Raw genomic sequence first — 22,256 nt, 5'->3', positions numbered from 1 at the left:
AGGTTCCGCATGGTTTCGCATGGGACCATGTCGAGTCATGCGAACGGAGGAGGGGGCATGGGAGACATGTCGGCAGGGGAGAGGATCCCCGGGGCCACGGTCATCATTCCGACCTTCAACGAGCGGGACAACATCGCCGCCCTCATCTCGCGCGTCTCCGCCGCGCTGAGCGATCGCGACGGCGAGATCCTCTTCGTCGACGACAGCTCGGACGACACCCCCGACGTGATCCGCACGCTCGCCGCCTCTGCGCCGATGCCCGTGCGTCTCCTGCATCGCGACAAGCCCGAGGGCGGACTCGGCGGTGCGGTGGTCGAAGGGATCCGTTCCGCGTTCTACGACGTCTGCATCGTGATGGACGGCGACCTGCAGCACCCGCCGGAGCTGCTGCCCGACATGATCGACCTCTACGAGGACGGCGATGCCGACGTCGTCGTCGCATCGCGCTACATCGGCGGCGGCGACAACGGCGGGCTGGCCGGCGCCATGCGGGTGGGCGTCTCGCGGGGCGCGACCCTCCTCACCAAGGCGATGTTCCCGATCCGGCTCTCGGGAGCCTCGGATCCGATGACGGGCTACTTCCTCGTCGACCGGACCCGCGTGGATCCGGACGCCCTGCGGCCCAACGGCTTCAAGATCCTGCTGGAGATCCTGGTGCGCTCCGACGTGCGCATCGCCGAGGTCCCGATGGAGTTCGGCGAGCGTCTGCACGGACAGTCCAAGGCATCGTTCGTGCAGGGCATGCAATTCCTCAAGCACCTGGCGCGGCTGCGCTTCGGCAAGATGTCGCTGTTCGCGATCATCGGGGCCGTCGGAGCCCTCGCGAACCTCGTCATCATGTGGGCGCTCACGCACTTCGGCGTCGAGTACGTCTGGGCCGCCATCATCGCCGCCGAGGTGACGATCGTCGGCAACTTCATCCTGCAGGAGCGCTACGTCTTCAACGACATGCGCGGCGATGCGTCCGCGCTCGCCGTGCGCTTCGCGCAGTCGTTCACGTTCAACAACGTCGAGGCCGCCGTGCGGATCCCGATCCTCGCGCTCATGGTCGAGAGCTGGCACATCTCGAGCATCCTGGCCGCGGCGATCTCGCTGGTCGCGGCATTCTTCGTGCGCTTCCTGTTCCACTCGCTCGTCGTCTACGCACCGCGCCGGTCGGTGCGCCAGGTGCGCAAGGCCGAGGAGCGTCGCGTGCGGCTCGAGGCGGAGACCGCAGCCGCGGAGTGACCTCGGTCGCCCCACGGGGAACTACGGGGATCCCCGTAGCCGAACGCGCCGGCGTCAGCCGATGTTGTTCTTCAGGCCGTTGACCGTGTCGCCGTAGTTGATCCGGACCACCGGCAGCTGGAGCTTGTTCGTGCCGATCTTCACGTAGCCGAAATCGATCGTGCGCGCGAGCAGGAACCCGGCCTTGGACACGCCCTCCTCGGCGGTCGCGTTGTAGTGACCGTAGGGGTAGGCGATCACCTCTTTCGCGCCGAGCACGTTCGCAGACGCCTCGAGGTCGGCGGCGACCTCATCGGCCGACAGGTTCACCATGCGGCCCTTGCCGTTGTCGCCGGCGCGGTGCATGTCGTTGGTGTGCGAGCGCTGCAGGACGTAGGGCGAGGGCGATCCGTCCTTGCGCTCGCCCGTGATCACGAACGACGTGGTCAGCAGCTTCCGCTCCGTCACCACCGGCACCGCGAGCTGGAGCCAGGTCGGATCCGCGTCGTCATCCGTGATGATGAGCGAGTGCTGCGGCAGGAACAGCTTGCCGTCGATGAAGGCGTTCAGCTCGTCCCAGGTCGGCATGTAGAACTTCTGGGAGGCGACGTAGTCCATCTGCGCCTTGAAGTCCTCGATGTACACGTAGTTGTTGCGCAGCCAGTTGTCCTCGCCCTCGGGCTTGGTCGTGAACTGGTGGTACATCAGGATCGGGATCTTCGACGCGGTCGCGGTGTTCTGCTCCGGCGTCGTCCAGGCGGCGTAGAGCGTGCGCTGGTTGTCGGTGCAGGTGGTCAGCTGCGATCCGTTCACCCGGTCCGTCTGCACCTGCGCCTGAGCGGCCTCCGGAGTCGGATACCACCCGGCGAACACGGATCCGGCGCGCTCGGGGATGGGCAGGCCCGTAAACAGCACTCCCACGGTCTGCAGCATCGGCGGGTTCTCGACGCCGTCGCCGGCGAACGACACGGCGCACGCGGTGGCGGGGTCGGCCGCGGTCTTCAGCAGCGCCTGCGCAGGCGTGAGCGGCGTGGGCTTCGGCGTCGGCGTGCTGGTCGTACCCGTCGCGGTCGCCTTGTCCTGACCTCCGCCGAGCAGGGCGTGCGCCGCGATGGTGCCCACGACGGCGAGCAGGGCGACGGCGAGCACGGAGATCAGCCCGACGACGAGGCGGCGACGGCGGATCACCGCACGTGAGGGGCGCGAACGGCGCGACGAAGCGGGTGATCCTCCGGTCATGGTGCTGAGTGTAGGGGATCGGAGAGACCGGATCCTGACGCGATCATGGGGGCGGCGCTCAGAGCAGCCAGCCGCGCTCCTGGGCGATCCGTGCGGTATCCGCCCTCGTCCGGGCCTCCCGCTTCTGCATCGCCGAGGACAGATGGTTCCGGGTGGTCCCCTCGGAGAGGTGCAGGGCCACGTCCTGCTCGTCGCAGGCGTCGTCCGTCACGTCAGACGCGCGTGGTGTCGCGGCGGAACATCAGCACCGCCAGGGCCGTGAAGATGAGGAACCAGGCGATGAGGTTGGGCACGGCCCAGCCGTTCGGGACGACCCCGACGACGGCCGATTGGGAGAGCTCGGCGATGCCCCACAGCGGGGTGAACCTGGCTCCGACCTGCACCGCCTCCGGCATGATCGCGAGCGGGACGAACAGTCCGCCCATGAAGCTCAGGATCGGGAGGATCGGGCCGAGGTAGCGCATCGCGTTCTGCGCGGGGAAGGCGTAGCCGACCGCGAGACCGAGACTGGTCAGCATGAGCGAGCTCAGCCAGGCGAGCACGCCGGCCGGGATCAGGTTGCCGAGCGGGGCGGAGATGCCGAGCGCGGCGCCCACGATCAGGGTCACGAGCACGGCGATGCCGCCGAGGACCAGGCCGCAGATGACCTTGACCAGGATGTAGACGACGGGGTTCAGCGGCGTGAGGCGCAGCTGCCGGCTCCAGCCCTGGGCCCGTTCGGCGGCGACGGAGACGCCGGTCATGGTGCTCGCGACCATGGCGCCGTACACGGCCATCGAGATCATGATCGGCACGGCGGCGGACATGCCGCCCTGGCTGACCGGGACGTTCGAGAGGGACGTGTTCTTGTTCGGCAGCCCGATCATGACCAGCATCGCGATCGGGAAGATCAGCGTGAACACGACCACGCTGGAGTTGCGGAACAGGCGCTTGAGCTCGACGCCGAGGAAGGTGAGGCTGAAGCCGCCCAGGGGCGGTACGCGGCGGGAGGACGGGTCGATCCGGTCCAGGCGCTCGGTGGCGGTGGTCATGTCATTCCCCTTCCGTGTCGTCGCCCGTGAGCTGCAGGAACGCCTGCTCCAGGTTCTGGCTGGTGATCGTCACGTCGTGCGCGGACGTGCGCGTGAGCAGGTGGCGGGCGACCGCATCGGAGTCGTTCGCGCGGATGATGATGCGCGGGCCGCGCACCTCCACGGAGTCGACGCCCTCCAGCGCCGCGATCTCGGCCTGGCCGGATCCGCTCGCGTCGTCCCACTCCGCCTCGACCGTGCGGCCGGAGGCCATCGCCTTGATCTCGGCGGTGGTGCCGTCCGCGACGATGCGGCCCTTGCGGATCAGCACGATCCGGTCGGCGTACTGGTCGGCCTCTTCGAGGTAGTGCGTCGCGAACAGCACGGTGCGCCCGCGCTGGGCGTCGGCGTGGATCGCCTGCCAGAACGAGTGCCGGCCCTCCACGTCCATGCCGGTGGTCGGCTCGTCGAGCACGATGAGGCCCGGATCCGACACCAGCGCCATCGCGAAGCGGAGCCGCTGCTGCTGGCCGCCCGAGCACTTCTGCACCTTGCGGTCGGCGATGTCGGCGATGCCGGCCCGCTCGAGCGCGGCGTCGATGCTGGTGGTGTGTGTGAACAACGACGCGGTGAGCTTCATGGTGTCGCGCACCGTGACGTCGCTGAGCAGACCCCCGGTCTGCATGACCGCGGAGACCAGGCCGCGGCCGATCGCCTGGCGCGGGGTCAGCCCGAACAGCGACACCTGCCCGGAGTCGGGCTGGGAGAGGCCCAGCAGCATGTCGATCGTGGTGGTCTTGCCCGCGCCGTTCGGCCCGAGGAAGGCGACGACCTCGCCCTGCTTGACGGAGATGTCCACGCCGTCGACGGCCGTGAAGCTGCGGAAGTGCTTGGTGAGCCCGGTCGCGGTGATCGCGGGATGCGGCGCGGCGGGGGCCTGGATGACGGTCCGCGTCGTCTGGGTTTCGCTCATGAAGTCGCCTCGTTCATGTCATCCAGTCTGCTCCTCGCCGCGCGAGGCGCACGATGAACGATGTTATGGATCCGCTATGATATCCGTCGCGGGTCGCGGGTCGCGGGTCGCGGGTCGCGGGTCGCGGGTCGCGGGTCGCGGGTCAGGGGGCGAGTGCGGCGACGGCGCCGATCTCGACGAGCGCGCCGGGAACGCCGAGGCCCGCCACGAGTGCCGCGGTGACGAGCGGCGGCGCGCCCTCGCGCGCGAGCTTCGGGCCGACCGCGCCATAGGCCGCGCGCAGATCCGCGTCCTGATGGAGCAGCACGGTCCAGCTGACGACGTCGGCAAGGGTGGCGCCGGCGGCGGCCAGAGCGGCCGCCGCGTTGTCGACGGCGCGGGCGGCCTGCGCGGCGACATCGTCGGAGACGACAGCGCCGGTCTCGTCGACGCCGTTCTGACCGCCCACGTGGATCATCGTGGATCCGGGCGGGATCGCGGCGACATGACTGAACGCGGGGCTGTCCACGAGCCCCGGAACGTGCGGGTAGGAGATGCTCATGGCCGCGAGCGTAGCCACGGGCTCCGACATCGCGGCGATGCGTCGGTGGCGGTGCAGTGCAGTGCAGTGCAGTGCGGTGCGGCCGGGGCAGGTCGAGGCGGTGCGGTGCGGCGCGATAGACTCGAGAGGCTCAACAGGAGGTTGCCCGGTGATCCTTCACTACATCGTGTTCGGAATTCTGTTCCTCGGCGGATTCGTGCTGCTGGGCATCGCCCCCGGCCTGCCCGCATGGCAGGGTCCCGTCTTCGTCGCGGGCATCCTTGCGATCAGCCTCGCCCTCGCGTACATGATGCGCGAGCCCGGTGGCGCCACCAAGCGCTCCCGCTCCTGGGAGAACTGAGCCTCCGTACCGCGTACTCCCCCGGGAGTACGCCGAGGGCACGCCCTCGGCGGATCCGCCCCCCGCGCGGCGCGATTAGCATCGGAGGATGCCGGATCAGCCGCTCGAACACGCCGTGTGGGGCAGGGCGGCGGCGTTCGGGCCCGACACCGGACGGGTCCCGGTCGGTCCGCCCCCGCGCTTCCGCCTGATCGCGCCGGTCGTGCTGTGCCTGCTCGTGCAGGTTCCTGCCTCGATCTGGGTCGCCGCGCACGCCGGGCCCGGCCTGCACTGGCGAGTGCTGCTGCACCTCGCACTCGCCGTCGCGGGTCCGCTGGGCCTGCTCGCGGCCCGGCGATTCCCCGGGCCGACGGTCGTCCTCGTCTCAGCGCTCGCGCTGATCGACGTCCTCACCACGCCCGTCTACGGACCGCCGTACCTCGCCCTGGCGTTCGCGATCGCGATCGCCGTGATCCGCGGAGCCGCGGTCTGGGCGGCCGTCTCCGTCGTGACAGCGTGGGTCGCCGCAATCCTCATCGGCGTCGCCGTCGACCGGATCTGGCATCCGGGGCTCATCGTCGCGGCGACGCTCGGCCTGGCGGCGAGCTTCGCGGTCGGCGCCTTCGTGCGCACGCGCGGGGCGCGGATGGCGGCGATGCGCGCGGATGCGCAGCGTCACCGCCGCAGCGCCGAGGAGCGCGAGCGCGTGCGCATCGCCCGCGAGCTGCACGACGTGCTGGGGCATGCGCTGTCGCAGATGAACGTGCAGGCGAGCGTCGGACTGCACCTGTTCGATCGCGACCCAGAGCAGGCCCGTACCGCGCTGCAGAACGTGAAGGATACCTCGAAGCTGGCGCTGGAGGAGGTGCGCGGGGTGCTCGGCGTGCTCCGCGACGGGGAGGTGCCGCTCGTGCCCCAGGCAGAGCTCGCGGAGCTCCCCCGGCTCATCGCGGGCCTCACCGCACCTGATCTGGACATCGCGCTGGACGACCGGCTCGCCGGCCGCGCGCCCAGTCGTGCAGCGCAGTTCGCCGCCTACCGCATCGTGCAGGAAGCGCTCACGAACGCCGTCCGGCATGCGCAGGCCCACCACGTGCGCGTCGTGCTGGAGCGTCAGGACGAGCCGGATCCGGTGCTCGTCGTGACGGTGTCCGACGACGGGCGAGGCTTCGGCGGAGCGGATCCGGAGGTCTCCGGACACGGCGGAGTGCTCGGGATGCGCGAGCGGGCGGCGCTGCTCGGCGGCACGATCGCGATCGGCGACGACGGGGCGGGCGGGGCGCGGGTCGTGGCGAGGCTGCCGTGGGGGAGGGCGTCGTGATCAGGGTCGCGCTGGCGGATGATCAGCTGCTCGTGCGAGCGGGGTTCCGCGCGCTGCTCGACGCGGAGGACGGCATCGAGGTCGTCGTGGAGGCGGCGGGCGGACGCGAGCTGCTGGATCGGATCCGTGAGACGCCCGTGGACGTGGTGCTCATGGACATCCGCATGCCAGACGGCGACGGGCTGTGGGCCACCGAGCAGATCGCGGCGGACTCGGCCCTGGCGGATGTGCACGTCGTGATCGTGACGACGTTCGAGCTCGACGAGTACGTGGTGCGTGCGGTGCGCGCCGGGGCGGCGGGGTTCCTCGTGAAGGACACGGAGCCCGCTGATCTGGTGCGCGCGGTGCGGGTCGTGGCGGCCGGTGACGCGCTGCTCTCGCCCGGCGTTACCAAGCGGCTGCTGGAGCGGCTCACGGTGGGGCTGCGCGATGCGCCGGAGGCGACGGTGCTGGACGGCATCACCGAGCGCGAGCGCGAGGTGCTGCGCCTCGTCGGCCTGGGGCTGACCAATGACGAGATCGCGGAACGGCTGTTCCTGAGTCCGCTCACCGCGAAGACGCATGTGTCGCGGATCATGGCCAAGCTGCACGCCCGCGATCGCGTGCATCTCGTGGTCACTGCCTACGAAACGGGCCTCGTCGCCCCCGGCTGGCAGTAGCCCCCGCCTCTGCTCTCCCTCCTCCTCCTCCCTCCCTCCCTCCCTCCCTCCCTCCGAGTCGTCCCCACCAGCGCACGCTATGGCCTCCGCTCACGGGGACGACCCGGAGGGAGAGCGGTCCGCTTTCTGAGTCGTCCCTGCGAGCGCACGCTATGGGCCCCGCTGACGGGGACGACTCGGATAGGGAGGAAGCGCACTTCCCCATTTGGAGTCGTCCCTATCAGCGCACGCTAGGAGCTCCGCTCATGGGGACGACTCGGAAAAGGGGTGGTCCTCCTTTGGAGTCGTCCCCACCAGCGGCCGCTATGGGATCCGCTCGCAGGGACGACTCGGAAGTGGGGACGACTCGGAAGCGGGGACGACTCGGAAGTGGGGACGACCGGAAGCGGGGGGCGTGGGGCGGGGCGTACTCCCGGGGGAGCAGGGGGAATCACTCCCGGGGCCGGATTCGGTGGGCGGCGGGGATCGCGAGGCTGGATCCATCGGTCGAGATGCGACCGAACCGATCCAAGGATGGTCACTCATGATCGCAACCGCCGCGGCCATCGCCGCGCATCCCGGGCACTGGGGCATGGGCATGGCCCCGTTCTGGCCCTTCTTCATCATCGGCCCGCTGATGTTCCTCGTCATCGTGGGCCTGCTCATCGCCCTCCTCGTGCGGCGTCGTCGCTGGGGCGGCCCCGGTCCGTGGGCCTGGCACGGCGCCCCGGGAGCTGCTCCCGGAGTGCAGGGGCCCTGGGCCGGCCCGGCTCAACAGGGCGGCGCGGCGCAGAGCCGCACTGCGGAGCAGATCCTCGCCGACCGCTTCGCCAAGGGCGACGTGGACGAGACCGAGTACCGCGCCCGGCTCGAGGTGCTCCGCGCGAACCGCCCGGAGGCCTGAACCGCCCACCCGGAGGCCCGACCGGTCGGCCCGTCATGCCTCGGCATGGCGGGCCGCCGGTGCGTGTGCGCGAGAATGGGGGCATGCTCCGGCCGCCGATCCCCTGTCCCGCGTGCGGGAGCGGGACGTGACCGAGGGATCCCGCGAGAGCTCGCGCACGGCGCAGATCTCCGCGGATCTGCGCCGGCGGATCGCCGAGGGCGGTTTCGCCGCCGGCACCCGCCTGCCGAGCGAGGAGATGCTGAGCGCTGAGTACGGCACGACGCGCAGCGTGATCCGCGGGGCGCTCGCCCGTCTCGCCCGCCTCTCGCTCGTCGTCTCCCGGCCGCGGGGCGGATGGATCGTCCAGGCCGCGCATCAGACCCAGGGCTTCGCGCGGATGCAGTCGTTCACGGAGTGGGCGAGCGAGGGAGGGCGCGTCCCCGGCGGCGCGATCACCTCCCGCACAATGGGACCTGCGGACGCGCGCGAGGCGCAGCAGTTCCGGATCCGGCTCGGCGAGCCCCTGCTCCGGTTCGTGCGGCTGCGCACGCTGGACGGGCTGCCCGTCATGATCGAGCGCTCGGTCTGGGCGCCCTGGGTGGCGGAGGTCATCACGCGGCTGCCGGACGACGTGCGCTCGACCACGGTCGCGCTCGCCGAGGCCGGGATCCGCGTCGCGTCGACGAACCACCGGATCGAGGCCGCCGCTGCGACCACCGAGGACGCGGCGCTGCTCGGTGTGCGCCGCTCGAGCCCGCTGCTGCAGGTCGGCCGCACCACGACGACCCGCGAAGGCAGACTCGTGGAGCTCGGCGTCGACCGCTACCGCGCCGGGGCGATCGCGTTCGAGATCGAGGCGGGGCAGACGGTCCGCACCGCGCTCTGAACCGGGAGCACAGCGAGGAGCGAGCAGGAACGCTGTTCCGCGAGACACCGCGTTCCGTCTCTGCGTTTCGACTCGCCTTCGGCTCTGCGTTTCGTCTCGCCTTCGGCTCGCTCAACGACCGGCAAGGCGACCGGCAAGGCGTCCGGCAAGGCGTCCGGCAAGGCGTCCGGCAGAGCGACCGGCAAGGCGTCCGGTACGGCGACGGGGTTGAGCACCCGGAAACAGCCCAGTGTGCACGCTCGGCGGCCGGATCCGCGGTCTACCGGGCTGATGCCACCGGCTCGTCCTCCGGCGTTCACCGACTGTTCCCCTCGGCTTGCTCTCCTCGATCTCGGCGCCCGACCCCGGGTGCCCCGTCGTCCCGAGGAGCGTCCATGTCCAGCGAGCCCGTCCCGTTCCGCCCGGATCCCTATGAGCGTCCGCGAACGGTCCCCGATGAGGTGCTGCACAGCGGCATGACCCGCCGCGGCATGCTGCGCGCCCTCGGTCTGATGGGCGGCGCTGCCGCCGTGGGTGCCGGCTTCGGCGCGGGGGCGGCGACCTCCTCGGCCTCGGCCGCCGGGGGAGCGGGCGCGGGGGCGGCCGCCGCCGGCGCACCCCGGGCCTACGCGCTGCCGGAGGGCTTCTCCGGCGACATCACCGACATCAAGCACGTCGTGGTCCTCATGCAGGAGAACCGCTCGTTCGACCACTACTACGGCGCTCTGCCGGGTGTGCGCGGCTTCGACGACAAGCAGGCCCTCCGGTTCCAGAACGGCACCGACGTGTTCTCCCAGCCGCAGGGATCCTCCTTCGTCAAGCCCAGACGGGTCACCACCGTGGCGGGTACCACGACGGGCCTGGACCACTCGTACTCGGGTGGCACGTCGGCCTGGGCCGGCGGACGCTACAACAACTGGATCGGCGCCAAGGGCGCCCACACCATGGACTACGTCTCCGGCGAGGAGATCCCCTGGCAGTACTCGCTCGCGAGCGCCTACACGATCTGCGACAACTGGCACTGCTCGGTCATGGGGCCGACCACGCCGAACCGGCTCTACGCGTGGACGGGCACCTCAGGCGGCGTCGTCGACAACGGCGGCGAGTCCGACGGCAACCGCACTTGGCAGACCTACCCCGAGGCGCTGCAGGCCGCGGGCGTCTCGTGGCGGATCTACGTCGACAACACGGACAACGGATCCAGCTGGGTCGGCGACTACACCGACAACCCGATCCGCGGCTTCAACACCTTCACGACCTCGGGCTGGTCCGCGCAGGACTTCGCGAACCGTGCCGACGCGACCAAGAACGCGGCCGGCACGGGCCTGGTGTGGCGGGCGGGGTCCGCGCCCTACGCGTCGACCGGCGTCGTCAACAACGACAGCGACGCCAACCTGAACGGCGTGCTGAAGGACTTCATCGCGGCGTGCACGCCGGGCGCTCAGTACCCGCTGCCGCAGGTCTCCTGGATCGTCGCGCCGTACAGCTGGTCGGAGCACCCGTCGGCGAACCCCGAGCACGGCGCGCACTTCTCGAATCGCGTGATCCAGACGCTGCAGAGCAACCCGGACATCTGGAAGAGCACGCTGCTCATCATGACGTTCGACGAGAACGACGGCTACTTCGACCACGTGCTGCCGCCGTTCGCCGAGCCCGGCACCCCGGGCGAGTACAACGGATCCACCCCGATCGGATACGGGGCCCGCATCCCCACGATCCTCGTCTCGCCGTGGACGCGCGGCGGCTGGGTCGGCACCGAGACCTTCGACCACACTTCGCTGATCCGGTTCCTCGAGACGTGGACCACCGCGATCGGCACGCCGGCGATGTCGACCACGATCAGCGCCTGGCGCCGAGGGATCAGCGGGGACCTCACGAGCGCGATGGACTTCGCGCACCCCGTGATCGACATCCCGTCGCTGCCCGACACCGACGCGCTCGTGCAGATCGCCCGCGCGGGCGGCACGATCGGCACTCAGGTGCCGCCGGCCGACAAGTGGTCGAGCACCCCGCTCAAGCACCGGCCGCTGTCGTACCACCCGCACGGCGTCTTCGCGGAGGACCGCAAGACGGGGAGGGTCAGCGTGCGGCTCAGCGTCGTCGGAGGCCCTGCAGGCAAGGCGCTGAGCCTGCAGGCGTTCCCCGACAAGTACCTGCCCTTCGCGAACACCCCGTACACGGTCTCCGGCGCGAAGCCCGCGACGCACGTCTGGGATGCCACGGCGCAGGACGGCCGCTATGCGTTCTCGGTGTACGGGCCGGACGGATTCGTCCGCGCGCACGCCGGCACGATCCTGCCCGCTGGCCAGAACGGCGGCGCCGTCCCCCGCATCGACGTCGACCTCGTCGCGGGGGAGACGCCGACCGTCACGATCGCGCTGCACAACGACGGCCGCCAGAGCGTGCACTACGCGCTCACGCCGAACGATCACGCCGGCACCGCGCAGCGCATCTGGGTCAAACCCGGCGCGACCGAGACCGTGACCTGGCCCACGTCCGAGGGCTACTACGACGTCGTCGTCACCGCCGACACCAACAGCGGCTGGCGGCACCGCTACGCCGGTCGCATCGCGCAGCTGCCCGCCTGACACGCATCCACCCCGCCGAGCACCCGATCACGCCCGCACCCGATCCGATGGAGTCCCGCATGCCCCTTCCGCGCCGGCGTCTGCGCCGCCTCGCCCTCGCCGCCCTCGCGGGCGCCGCCGTCGTCGTCTCGACGTTCGCGGCGACGCCCGCGGCGGTCGCGGACCCGACCCCCGCGCCGTCGTCCACGGCCGCCCCGACGCCCGTTCCCGCCCCGGAGCCGTCGTCGCCGACCGCGGATCCCGCGCCGACCACGACGCCGGAACCCACCGCACCGACCACGGCGGCACCCGCTCCTGTGGCGCCGGCTCCGCGCGCCGCGGTGCCCGGCGCGATCTCACCCGTCGCGGCGTACACCTTCGACGCCGACGGCGGGTCGACGGTGAAGGACGTCTCGGGCAACGGCAACGATGCGCGCTGGGTCGGATCCCCGGGCTACCGTCCCGGCGTCTCGGGATCCGCGGCGACGATCGGCCTCGGCACGAACTACGTGAAGCTGCCTCTGGTCGCCGGGAAGACGGACGGGGCTGCGAGCTTCTCCTACGAGTTCTGGATGTCGGAGCAGAACCGCACCTCCTACGGCACCCTCATGAGCAACCAGGACTTCGCGTCGTGCAACAACGCGGGGCTCACGCTCTACAACCAGACCACGCAGGGGGTCCTGCAGGCGTGCTGGGGCACCACGGCCGGCGGCACGAAGCGCTACCTCAACGGGGCGTCGCCGAACATCGCCGGATCCTGGCACCACGTCGCCGTCACGGTCGACCGCACGGCGAACGTCATCATCGTCTACACCGATGGGGTCGAGACCAAGCGCTCCGCCGCCGGTGAGGTGACCGCGTCCACGAACCTGAAGAGCGGGTTCGCGTTCAACATCGGCGGGTTCAGCGGCAGCGAGAAGGACGTCAGCGACGGCTACGTGGATGCCGCGATCGACGACCTCCGGTTCTACGACGCCGTGCTGCCGTCGGCGCAGGTCGCCGAAGACTACGCGGCGCTCAAACCAGACTCCGGCACCTACACGGTCGCCTTCGACGGGAACGGCGCGACCTCGGGTGCCATGGCGGCGCAGACCTTCACGATCGGCACGACGTCGACGCTCGCGGCCAACGGCTTCGTCCGGCCCGGCTACCAGTTCCAGGGGTGGGCGCTGAGCGCGAAGGGTCAGGTCGTCTACTCCGACGGCCAGACGGTGGCGGATCTCACCGTCCGCGCGAACACCACGGTGACGCTCTCCGCGATCTGGAGCCGGCTGCGGGCGCCGGGCGACGCGGTCGCCCCGTTCGCCTCCTACGACTTCGAGACCGGCGACGGCGCCGCGATCCCCGACTCCTCCGGCCGCGGCAACGACGCGACCTGGTCCGGATCCCCCTCGTACGTCGCAGGCACCACCGGCAAGGCGGCCTACGTCAACGCGCCGGAGGGCAGCACGCGCGGCGTGAACTTCTTCTCGCTGCCGCTCGTCCCGGGCCACACCGACGGGTCCGGCAGCTTCTCCTACGCGTTCTGGCTCAAGGAGGCCTCGTCGAGCTCCGACTCGCCGATCGTCTCGAACCAGGACTTCCGGCACTGCTACAACCGCGGCGCGACGCTCTACAACACCGCAGGCAGCCCCGGGATCCTGCGCGGCTGCTTCGGTCAGAACGGGACGTCCACGACGCAGAACTACCTCGCGGATGCGAGCCGCACCTCGGTCATCGGCTCCTGGCACCACGTCGCGGTCGTCGTCGATCGCTCGGCGAACACGATGACCACGTTCGTCGACGGCGAGCAGACCGCGCAGAGCACGAGCCTCGGCTCCGGCTTCTCCCTGGTCAGCGGCTATCCGTTCCGCGTCGGTGCGGAGGGATCGCTGCTCGACGACGGCGACGGCTTCGTGAACGCGGCGATCGACACGTTCGACTTCTACGACCGGGCGATCTCTGCCGCGCAGATCCAGAACGACTACACGGCCACGCACTCGGGCGATGTCGTGACCGATGGGTCCACGCTCGCCCGCGGCTTCGTGTCCGGCGTGCTGCGCGCGCCCTCCGTGCGTGCCGGCGGCGCGGTCGCGCAGACCGTCGCCGGACTCTGGAACGGCGCATCAGCGACCTCGTACACGAAGGTCGAGGGCGACGGCTGGCTGACTGTCGACGCGCAGGGCGTCGTGACCGGCACGGCCCCCGCGCAGGCCCCGGCCGATCCCGGATACATCGTGGTCGAGGCCACGGACGGCACGACCACCGCGCGGATCGAGGTCGAGGTCCCCGTGGTCGGGGCCGATGCCGCCGCGCCCTTCGACGCGGTGACCTGGAACCTTTGGGACGCCGGCGGGCACGTCAACGACGCCGCCCTGAAGAACCTCGCCGTGATCGCCGAGAACGGCTTCGACGTGATCGGTGTGCAGCAGGACGGCGGCACCGCCGCGACCGCGCTCGCGAAGGCGCTCGGCTGGAACGCGCTCGAGGGCCCAGGCGGCGTCGGGCTGCTCTCGCCCCACCCGCTCAGCGCACGCACTGTGGTCGGGGACCAGCCCGGCCTCGGCGCCACCGTGGACGTGCTGGGACGGAAGGTCCGGGTGTGGACCATGGGCCTGGACCGCACCGGCTACGGTCCCGAGGCCGCGTGCCTGGACGGTCTGTCCGACCCCGCCGCGCTCGTCGCGGCGGAGCGCGGCAGCACCCGCTACGCCCAGGTCGACGCGCTCGCGGCGGCCATCGCGACGGAGACGTCCGCGGCGACCCCCGTCGTCGTGCTCTCGGATCTGGAGTCGCCCTCGGACGCGGACTGGACCGCCGCCACGGCCGACGCGCACTGCGGCGTCGGCGCGGTGGACTGGCCCGTGCCCGCCCGCCTGCAGCAGGCCGGCCTCGCGGACGCCTACCGCACCGCGAACCCGGATCCGTCCATCGATCCGGGCAACACCTGGTCGCCGCTCGTCGTGAAGACGCCGTCGGGCGCCGACGAGCCGCAGGACCGCATCGACACCGTGCACTACGCCGGATCGTCGCTGCGCGTGCTCGGGGCGAACACGGTCGTCGCGGGCTGGCCCTCGCCGACCGCGGTGCTCCGCAACGCCTGGGCGAGCAACCACCGTGCCGTGGTGGCCTCGTTCGCGCTCGGCCAGGGCGCTCCGGATCCGTCCTCGCTGCCCGCGGTGGTCGCAAGCGCCGACGCGCGCACGGTCACGCTGCACACGATCCCTGCGGGATCGGCGGGCATCGAGTACCGCGTCGACGGCGACGCATGGCAGCCCTATGCCGCGCCGTTCGCGGTGCCTGGCACGGCCGCCGCGCTCGTCGAGTACCGTGCCACGGACCAGGGCGTGAGCGGGCCGATCTCGGGCCTCACGCTCGCGGCGACCGGCGCCGACGCGGGGCAGGACGTGCAGAGTCTCGGCACCGCGAAGACCGTGCTGCGCGGCGAGGCCATCACCGGTCTCGGTGCGAAGGTGGTCGACGCGGCCGGCAACGGCGTCTCCGGAGCCGACGTGGTGTTCACCATCTCGGGCGGCGTGTTCGCCGGGGGAGCGAGCACCGCGACCGTCTCCAGCAACGCCGCCGGCATCGCCGTCGCGCCGAGCGCCACCGCCGCGACCGCGGGGACGGTGACGATCACCGCGGCGTTCCGCGATCGCACCGCGACGCTGCCTCTCATCACGGTGGTCGACCCCGTCCCGACCCTGACGGCCGACGTGAAGGTCGCCCCCGCCGTCGTCTCCGGCAAGGTCGTGCTCACGGTCGCGGTGACCAACACCGGATCCGCCGCGACCGACGTGAAGATCGCCACGAAGTACGGCACCAAGACATACCCGGCGGTCGCGCCGGGGGCGACCGTGTCCTATGGATTCCGCACGATGCTCGCGGCGATCCCGACAGGGACCGCCACCGTCACCCTGACGAACGGATCCGGCATGGCCACGATCCCGATGTCCTACCCGGCTGCGCGATGAGCGCGGACGCCGGATCCCGCCCGCTGCGCACCCGACGCCGCGGAGACACCCACGCAGGAGGCAGCACCATGACGACCCACGGCACGCCGATGGACAAGGACGGAGCTCTTCGGAGCGACCGCGGATGGACCAGGCGACGCGCCGTCGCCGCCGGCGTCTGGTCGGTGCCCGTGATCGCGGCGGCGCTCGCGCTGCCGCAGGCGTCGGCCTCGGTCGCGATCACGGTCGACCTCCTCGGCGCCGTCGACGACGCGCAGACCTATCCGTTCTCGGTCGCGGGGGACACCGCGCCGCTGATCTTCCAGGTCGCCGGCGCCGGCCCGATCCCCGCCGACGGCACGGCGGAGCTGGTGAACGCCGTCGGGATCGCGTCGTGGGACGAGTCGGTCCTGCTGCAGGGTGCGCTGGCCTCGGCCCCGATCGACACGGACGGGACCCTGATCCTTCCGATCGTGGCGCTCGCCGCGGGTACCTTTCCGGTGCTGGTGCACGTGGGGCCGGTGAGCCGGACCTTCATGATCACCCTGGTGCCGGCGTGACCCGGGCGACGGCGGGGGCCGGGGCGGCGGCCCTGCTGGCGGTGCTCCTGTCGGCCCTGCTGACCGGGTGCACCGCGGGCGGAGCAGGAACAGCGAAGCCCTCGGCCTCGTCGTCCGCCGACGCCGCGCAGCACGGTCCGGCGATCCGCATCGTCTCGCCGGAGGGTGCGGTGCGCCTCGGCGACGAGGTGCGGCTCGTCATCCGTGCGACCGACGACGGCGCACCCCTCGCGGCTCGGGACGCGACGTTCGAGGTGCTGTCAGGGCCGGCGGCGTATCCGGGCGGCTTCGAGACCTCCGCCACGGATTCCGACGGGGTGGCGAGCTCGCTCGGGCTGCACGCCGAGGCCGCGGGCCGGATCACGATCAGGGTCGCCGTGGGGTCGGTGAGCAGCGATCTCGTGATCGACGTCGCCGCACCCTGAGCCGAGTCTCGAACGGCCTCGACGCCTCGGGCGGCTACGCCTACTCTGTGCGCACGTTCAACGGCGCCACCACGACCCAATCCGTCGGCGCCGGCTGGGACGCCGAGACCGGCTGGGGCAGCGCCCGGGCCGCCTGGGTGCAGTACGCCGTCCTCGCTCAACGACCAGGAAGCGCAGGTTTCAACGTCCCGGACACCCCGCCATCCTCGTGCCGGTCGTGCATCAGACGAGCACTTCGGTACGGGCTCTCCCACCGAGCCGGGGTGTGCGGAGCGGATCCGTCGAGGGAGGCGGGAGGAACCAGACCTTCGCCCGCACGCCGATGCCTTCGATGCGGATGTCCCACCCGTTGTCGTGGATGAGGTGATGACAGGTCTCGCAGAGGAGCACCCCGTTGTCCAGATCGGTGCCGCCGCGATCTCGGGCCCACCACTCGATGTGGTGCGCCTTCGTCATCCCGGGCGGGAGCCCGCAGAACGCGCACCCGCCGTCGCGTTCGGCCAGCGCGAGTCGCTGGGACGCAGTGAAGAGGCGCTGCCGTCGTCCCCAGTCGAGGATCTCGCCCTTCGCCCCGCAGACCCAGGGGATGACTCCGCCGCCTGCGGCCATCCTCCGCACCGTCGTGGCGCTGACCGGCTGTTCGATGCCGTCGATGAGTCCGTGACCGGTGCCGTTCCTGAGGTCGTCGAGCCCGATGCGCACGACGACGCTCGCGCCGTTGAGGGACGAGGTGCTCTCGCAGGTCAGCGCGTGCTCGGCGAGGTGCACGAGTGCGTCGGCCTGGATGGCGGCGACAGAACGCCGGTCCGCCTCGGGCGCGGATGGATCGCGCCCGTCCCGCTTCGCCGCGAACTCGGCCGAGACGAAGCCCTGGATCGCGGCCTTGACCGGGGCGCCGCGCGCAGGGTCGAGAGTCGCGGCGATGTGGAGCATTCCGTCACGCTCGAACATCGACAGTGAGGCCCTGGCGCGCAGTTCGTCCTCGCGAGGGGCGACGCCCTCGGGATCGAGCTGCGCTTCGAGGCGCGTGATCATGGTGCGGACGCCGTCCAGGGACAGCGCGGGCGCTCGCTCGATGAGGATCCGCTCGGCGTCCGCCACCCGTGCCGCGCCGATCGCGAACCGGATCTTCTCCAGGAAGGTGATGATCGCGCTCGCCGAAGCCGCGCTCAGCCGCCCATCGTGCACCGCGGCCTGCACCAGCGGGAAGCGCGAGGGTCGCGGCTCCCCGAGGAGGTTCGTCTGCGGGGCGATCGCCTCGCCGACCTTCACCAGCCGTGCGGCCTCTCCCGTGGACGCGCCGGTCGTGGTGGCGATGAGCTGCGCCGCGGTGCGGAAGCCCTGCTGCTTGGCAAGTGATTGCGGGCCGAGCTCGGGGCGGGACTCGTAGGAGATCCTGCCGCCGACCTCGGAGTGCAGACCTTCGGTGAGCCGCTTCACCAGACCGAGCGCATCGTTGACGGCCAGCATCTGAGCGCGGCTCAGGTCCGCAGATGTTCGAGCGGCACCCCACGCGACCTGGAGGACGCGGGTCGCCTCCAGGAGGGGATCGAGTGTGCTGCTCATGCCTCGAGTTTACCAATCTTAGAAGATAGCTTCGAAAGTTATCCACAGGGGATCGTGACGGACTCCGGCAACCTCGACGGCTTCAACGCGGCGAACGCCGGCGCGATCCAGGCCGGCTGGATCGACAGCGGAACAGGTGGCGAAGCCGTCGCTCCCGGCGCGTTCACCCGGGGTCGCCAGGTCGAGCTCGGGAAGGGTGCGTCGGCGCGAAGGACAGCGACGTCCCGGAACGGGACGCCGCTGTTGCGAGGCGAGTGCGCCTCAGCGCTGCCGTGCCGCGCTCTCCTCCGCCGGCTGCCCGCCCGCCAGCCGGGTGCGGTCGTCGGCGTCGAGGGCGCGAAGATCCGCACCCTTCGTCTCGCGTGCGGCTGCCACGGCGACGAGCGTGATCGCGCAGGCGATCGCCACGTAGATCGCGACCGGAACGCTCGACGCGTACTGCGCGAGCAGGCTCGTCGCGATGATCGGAGCCAGCGAGCCGGCGAAGATCGACGTGACCTGGTAGCCGAGGCTGACACCCGAGTACCGCATCCTGGTCGGGAACATCTCGGCCATGATCGCGGGCTGCCCCGCATACATCGCGGCGTGGAAGACGAGGCCGAGGGCGATGGCCGCCCAGATCACGACGGGGTTGCCGGTGTTCATCATCGGGAAGGCGAAGAAGCCCCAGGCGGCTCCGAGCACGGCGCCGGCCGCGTACACGGGCTTGCGGCCCCAGCTGTCGGACAGTCGTCCGAACAGCGGGATCACCAGGAAGTGCACGACGTGGGCGCCGGCCAGGATGAGCAGCGTCGCCGAGGTCGCCTCCTTGACGGTCTGGGTGAGATACACGATCGAGAACGTCACCACCACGTAGTAGAGGATGTTCTCGGCGACGCGCAGGCCCATCGCGACGAGCACGCCGCGGGGGTAGCGGCGAACGACCTCGAGGGGTCCGAAGCTCTTCGACGCCTCCTGATCCTGCGCGGCCTTCATCTCCAGGAAGATGGGTGCCTCGGTGACCTTGGTGCGGATGTACCAGCCGATGAGCACGATCACGGCCGACAGCCAGAACGCGATCCGCCAGCCCCAGCCCAGGAAGGCGTCCTGCGGCAGGGTTGCGGAGAGTGCGAAGAGCACGAGCGTGGCGAGCAGGTTGCCGACGGGCACCGCCGCCTGCGGCCAGCTGGCCCAGAAGCCGCGCCGCTCACGGGGGCTGTGCTCCGCGACCAGGAGCACGGCCCCGCCCCACTCGCCGCCGATCGCGAAGCCCTGCGCGAATCGCAGCAGCACGAGAAGCACCGGCGCCAGGTAGCCCACCTGGGTGAAGCCGGGCAGGCAGCCGATGAGGAAGGTGGCCGCGCCGATAATCAGGATGCTGGCCTGCAGGAGCTTCTTGCGCCCGTACCTGTCGCCCAGATGCCCGAACACGATCCCGCCGAGCGGCCGGGCGATGAAGCCGATCGCATAGGTCACGAAAGCCGCGATGATGCCGCTGAAGGGATCGTCGGACGGCGGGAAGAAGACGGTGCCCAGCACGAGGGTCGACGCCGACGCGTAGAGGAAGAACTCGTACCACTCCACGACCGTGCCCGCCATCGAGGCGGCCACGACCCGGCGCAGGCCTGAGGGGGATGCTGTCTCGTACGTCATGTGTGTGCTCCTTTGCACGCTCGGAGACGTCTGTCGGTTCTCCAGCCTGAGCCGACGGCGTCGATGCGACAATGCCCACATGCGGCGGACGGAGTGTGCAGGAATGCACATCGCTGGACCGGTGCCGCCCTCGTGCACGCGGGCGCCCGCGTGCGCTCGCCGCGGCGGCATAGGCTGACCCTGATGTCCGCCTCCCCCGAGCCGCTCGCCGATGCCGCCGTCCCCGCCTGGCTGCGGGAGCGGGGTGTGCCGGGGGTCGTGGATCTGCACGTGCACTTCATGCCGGATCGGGTGCAGCAGAAGGTGTGGGGCTTCTTCGACGGCGTGGCCGAGCGCGGTGCGCCGGCGTGGCCGATCCGCTATCGCGGCACGGACGAGGAGCGCGTCGCGCAGCTGCGCGCGATCGGAGTGAATCGGTTCACGACGCTGAGCTACGCGCATCGCCCCGGGATGGCGCAGTGGCTCAACGACTATGCGGCGGAGTTCGCGGCGGCGCATCCCGACGCGATCCCCTCGGCGACGTTCTACCCGGAGCCAGGCGCCGGATCGATCGCGGAGCGCGCCCTGGAACGCGGCGCGAGAGTGTTCAAGATCCACGTGCAGGTCGGCGACTTCTCGCCCCTGGATCCGCTCCTGACCGAAGCGTGGGAGCGCGCGGCGGCAGCGGGGGCGCCGGTCGTCATCCACTGCGGGAACGGACCGCACGAGGGCAGGTACACGGGGCTCGAACCCGTGCGCGCTCTCGTCGAGCGGCATCCCTCGCTCGTGCTCGTCATCGCGCATGCGGGGCTTCCGGACTATCTCGGGTTCGCCGAGCTGGCCGCGCGGCATCCGAACGTCTACCTCGACACGACGATGGTCGGCACGTCATACATCGAGCGGATCGCGCCGCTGCCTCCCGGCTATGTCGAGATGCTCGCTGACCTCGGGCCCAAGATCGTGCTCGGCACCGATTTCCCCTCGATCCCGTACCCCTACGCGCATCAGCTCGAGGTGCTCGACGGCTGGGGGCTGGGTGATCGCTGGCTGACCGATGTCCTCTGGAACACCCCGCGTCGGCTGCTGGGGATGGACGGATCCGGATCCGGGTCCGTCTCCGAGGTCGCGTCGGCGGATCCGGATTCGACGCTCGCGGGCTGACCGGGGGCGGCGGCGCGCGAGCGTCGGCGATGTGCCAGGAGGCCGTCGAACAGGAGCGGCGCGGCGATGCCGAGGAGGACCAGCGCGAGTCCCGCGAGCTGTCGTCCCTCCAGGATCTCGCCCGCCACGAGCACGCCGAGGAGCACGCCGGTCACCGGGTTGAGCAGGCCGATGAGGCCCACCGTGCCTGCCGGCAGGTGCTTCAGGGCGGCGAACCACGCGACGTTGGCGAGGGCAGTGGCGACGAGGGTGAGGTAGCCGTAGGCGGCCAGGCCCGCGCCGTCGACCACGGGCGGCGGTCCCTCGACGATGAGCGCGAACGGGATGAGCGCGAGTCCGCCGAAGACGAGCTGCCAGGCGGTGGAGGGCAGGATCCCGACCTCGCCGTTCCAGCGCTTGGCGAGGATGAATCCGACCGATGACATGGCCATCGCGGCGATCGAGGCGATCACGCCCCGCGGGTCGACGGAGGTCGCGGTGCCCAGCAGCATGAGCGCGACGCCGCCGATGCCGACGAAGGCGCCGAGCAGTCGCAGGATTCCCGGGCGCTCCCGCAGGATCGCCCACGCGGCGACGGCGATCGCGACCGAGGAGGTGGCCATGATCGTCGACGCGATGCTCGTCGGCAGCAGCTGTGCCGCCGCATAGACGAGCACGAAGAAGGCGCCGACGTTGAGGGTTCCGAGAACGGCGGACTTCCACCACCACGAGCCCCGCGGAAGGCGTCGGACCAGGGCCAGGAGCACGAGTCCGGCGGGAAGGGCGCGGATCGCCGCGCCCCAGACGGGCGCATCGGGCAGCCACTCGCGCGTGACGAAGTAGGTGCTGCCCCAGGCGATCGGCGCGATCATCGCGACGGCGAGCCATCTCCGATTAGTTTCCATGGAAGACACTATAGCTTCCTTGGAAGATATAGTGAAGGGGTGGCGGACATCGATGACCAGGTGACACGGATCCAGCAGGCGTGGCGGCAGGAGCGTCCTGACCTCGACGTGACTCCGATCGGTACGATCGGGCGCCTGCACCGCCTGGCTCTGGCCCTGACCGAGGAACTCGTCGGGGTCTACCGCCGCCACGGGCTGTCCGAGGGCGACTTCGACGTGATGGCGGCGCTGCGCCGTTCGGGGGCGCCGTACGAGGCCAGCCCCACGGACCTCGCCGCCTCGACGATGATCACGAGCGGCGGGATGTCCAAGCGCATCGACCGGCTCGAAGGAGCGGGGCTCGTCACCCGCCGGGTCGGATCCGGCGACGCGCGGGGCCGCGTCATCGCCCTGACAGCGGAAGGCAAGGCGCTGATCGACACCGCCTTCGCCGATCATGTCGCGAACGAGCAGCGCCTGCTGGCGATGGTGCCGGCGTCGGAGCGGGCGGCGCTGGAGGCGACACTGGCCGGGTGGCTCGCGCACTTCGAAGCGCGCGACTGACGCGGCATT

General features: G+C 71.0%; 19 protein-coding genes and 1 pseudogene. 12 read left to right on the top strand and 8 right to left on the bottom strand.

Annotated elements, in window-relative coordinates:
* Positions 1–57: 57 nt before the first annotated feature.
* Positions 58–1,227 (top strand): glycosyltransferase, encoded by a 1,170-nt coding sequence (locus tag ACFC1J_RS11125; protein ID WP_375905527.1) that lies wholly within the window; start codon positions 58–60, stop codon positions 1,225–1,227.
* 54 nt (positions 1,228–1,281) lie between these two features.
* On the opposite strand, the gene ACFC1J_RS11120 is transcribed toward ACFC1J_RS11125, so the two are convergent.
* From ACFC1J_RS11120 to ACFC1J_RS11100, 5 genes are all read right to left on the bottom strand, one after another.
* Positions 1,282–2,445 (bottom strand): xylanase, encoded by a 1,164-nt coding sequence (locus tag ACFC1J_RS11120; protein ID WP_375905524.1) that lies wholly within the window; start codon positions 2,443–2,445, stop codon positions 1,282–1,284.
* 58 nt (positions 2,446–2,503) lie between these two features.
* Positions 2,504–2,656 (bottom strand): hypothetical protein, encoded by a 153-nt coding sequence (locus tag ACFC1J_RS11115; RefSeq protein WP_375905521.1) that lies wholly within the window; start codon positions 2,654–2,656, stop codon positions 2,504–2,506.
* 1 nt (position 2,657) lies between these two features.
* The gene (locus ACFC1J_RS11110; RefSeq protein ID WP_375905518.1) at positions 2,658–3,476 is read right to left on the bottom strand and encodes an ABC transporter permease; all 819 of its coding nucleotides are present in this window, start codon (positions 3,474–3,476) and stop codon (positions 2,658–2,660) included.
* A 1-nt stretch (position 3,477) separates the two neighbouring features.
* A complete protein-coding gene (locus ACFC1J_RS11105; protein WP_375905515.1) occupies positions 3,478–4,428 on the bottom strand; it encodes an ABC transporter ATP-binding protein in 951 nt (316 codons plus the stop codon).
* Between the two features lie 142 nt (positions 4,429–4,570).
* Positions 4,571–4,969: a RidA family protein gene (locus tag ACFC1J_RS11100; RefSeq protein WP_375905512.1), complete on the bottom strand. Its 399-nt coding sequence runs from the start codon at positions 4,967–4,969 to the stop codon at positions 4,571–4,573.
* 148 nt (positions 4,970–5,117) lie between these two features.
* Here ACFC1J_RS11100 and ACFC1J_RS11095 point away from each other — a divergent pair, with 148 nt between their 5' ends.
* The 9 genes from ACFC1J_RS11095 to ACFC1J_RS11055 all read left to right on the top strand — a co-directional run bounded on the left by ACFC1J_RS11095 (position 5,118) and on the right by ACFC1J_RS11055 (position 16,482).
* Positions 5,118–5,309 (top strand): hypothetical protein, encoded by a 192-nt coding sequence (locus tag ACFC1J_RS11095; RefSeq protein WP_045249567.1) that lies wholly within the window; start codon positions 5,118–5,120, stop codon positions 5,307–5,309.
* An 88-nt stretch (positions 5,310–5,397) separates the two neighbouring features.
* Positions 5,398–6,609: a sensor histidine kinase gene (locus ACFC1J_RS11090; RefSeq protein WP_375905508.1), complete on the top strand. Its 1,212-nt coding sequence runs from the start codon at positions 5,398–5,400 to the stop codon at positions 6,607–6,609.
* Complete coding sequence (locus tag ACFC1J_RS11085; protein ID WP_375905505.1) at positions 6,606–7,268, top strand: response regulator; 663 nt, start codon at positions 6,606–6,608, stop codon at positions 7,266–7,268. Before ACFC1J_RS11090 ends, ACFC1J_RS11085 begins: the two co-directional genes overlap by 4 nt.
* A gap of 523 nt (positions 7,269–7,791) precedes the next feature.
* Positions 7,792–8,151 (top strand): SHOCT domain-containing protein, encoded by a 360-nt coding sequence (locus ACFC1J_RS11080; RefSeq protein WP_375905502.1) that lies wholly within the window; start codon positions 7,792–7,794, stop codon positions 8,149–8,151.
* 127 nt (positions 8,152–8,278) lie between these two features.
* Positions 8,279–9,019, top strand: coding sequence for a GntR family transcriptional regulator (locus tag ACFC1J_RS11075; protein ID WP_375905499.1), 741 nt, complete (start codon positions 8,279–8,281; stop codon positions 9,017–9,019).
* Between the two features lie 374 nt (positions 9,020–9,393).
* The gene (locus ACFC1J_RS11070) at positions 9,394–11,586 is read left to right on the top strand and encodes an alkaline phosphatase family protein (RefSeq protein WP_375905496.1); all 2,193 of its coding nucleotides are present in this window, start codon (positions 9,394–9,396) and stop codon (positions 11,584–11,586) included.
* Between the two features lie 59 nt (positions 11,587–11,645).
* Positions 11,646–15,518 (top strand): LamG-like jellyroll fold domain-containing protein, encoded by a 3,873-nt coding sequence (locus tag ACFC1J_RS11065; protein WP_375905493.1) that lies wholly within the window; start codon positions 11,646–11,648, stop codon positions 15,516–15,518.
* Positions 15,519–15,586: 68 nt separating this feature from the next.
* Positions 15,587–16,057: a hypothetical protein gene (locus ACFC1J_RS11060; protein WP_375905490.1), complete on the top strand. Its 471-nt coding sequence runs from the start codon at positions 15,587–15,589 to the stop codon at positions 16,055–16,057.
* Positions 16,054–16,482, top strand: a complete 429-nt coding sequence (locus ACFC1J_RS11055) for a hypothetical protein (RefSeq protein ID WP_375905488.1) — start codon at positions 16,054–16,056, stop codon at positions 16,480–16,482. The genes ACFC1J_RS11060 and ACFC1J_RS11055 overlap by 4 nt, the downstream gene beginning before the upstream one ends.
* A gap of 222 nt (positions 16,483–16,704) precedes the next feature.
* Here ACFC1J_RS11055 and ACFC1J_RS11050 read toward each other — a convergent pair whose 3' ends face one another.
* Positions 16,705–18,048 (bottom strand): DUF222 domain-containing protein, encoded by a 1,344-nt coding sequence (locus ACFC1J_RS11050; protein WP_375905485.1) that lies wholly within the window; start codon positions 18,046–18,048, stop codon positions 16,705–16,707.
* Positions 18,049–18,309: 261 nt separating this feature from the next.
* A complete protein-coding gene (locus tag ACFC1J_RS11045) occupies positions 18,310–19,680 on the bottom strand; it encodes an MFS transporter (protein ID WP_375905482.1) in 1,371 nt (456 codons plus the stop codon).
* A gap of 183 nt (positions 19,681–19,863) precedes the next feature.
* On the opposite strand from ACFC1J_RS11045, the gene ACFC1J_RS11040 reads away from it, so the two are divergent.
* Positions 19,864–20,820: an amidohydrolase family protein gene (locus ACFC1J_RS11040; RefSeq protein ID WP_375905479.1), complete on the top strand. Its 957-nt coding sequence runs from the start codon at positions 19,864–19,866 to the stop codon at positions 20,818–20,820.
* Positions 20,821–20,894: 74 nt separating this feature from the next.
* Here the strand turns inward: ACFC1J_RS11040 and ACFC1J_RS11035 are convergent.
* A pseudogene (locus tag ACFC1J_RS11035) lies at positions 20,895–21,671 on the bottom strand (EamA family transporter); the annotation flags it as partial.
* Positions 21,672–21,743: 72 nt separating this feature from the next.
* Between ACFC1J_RS11035 and ACFC1J_RS11030 the strand changes: the two are divergent.
* The gene (locus tag ACFC1J_RS11030) at positions 21,744–22,247 is read left to right on the top strand and encodes a MarR family winged helix-turn-helix transcriptional regulator (RefSeq protein ID WP_375905476.1); all 504 of its coding nucleotides are present in this window, start codon (positions 21,744–21,746) and stop codon (positions 22,245–22,247) included.
* Positions 22,248–22,256 lie beyond the last annotated feature (9 nt).

The sequence above is a fragment of the Microbacterium sp. NPDC056052 genome (genome assembly GCF_042266785.1).
In the GTDB taxonomy this organism is placed as follows: domain Bacteria; phylum Actinomycetota; class Actinomycetes; order Actinomycetales; family Microbacteriaceae; genus Microbacterium.
The sequence above is the reverse complement of the archived record's forward strand: the minus strand, read 5'-3'. Positions and strand labels throughout refer to the sequence as shown.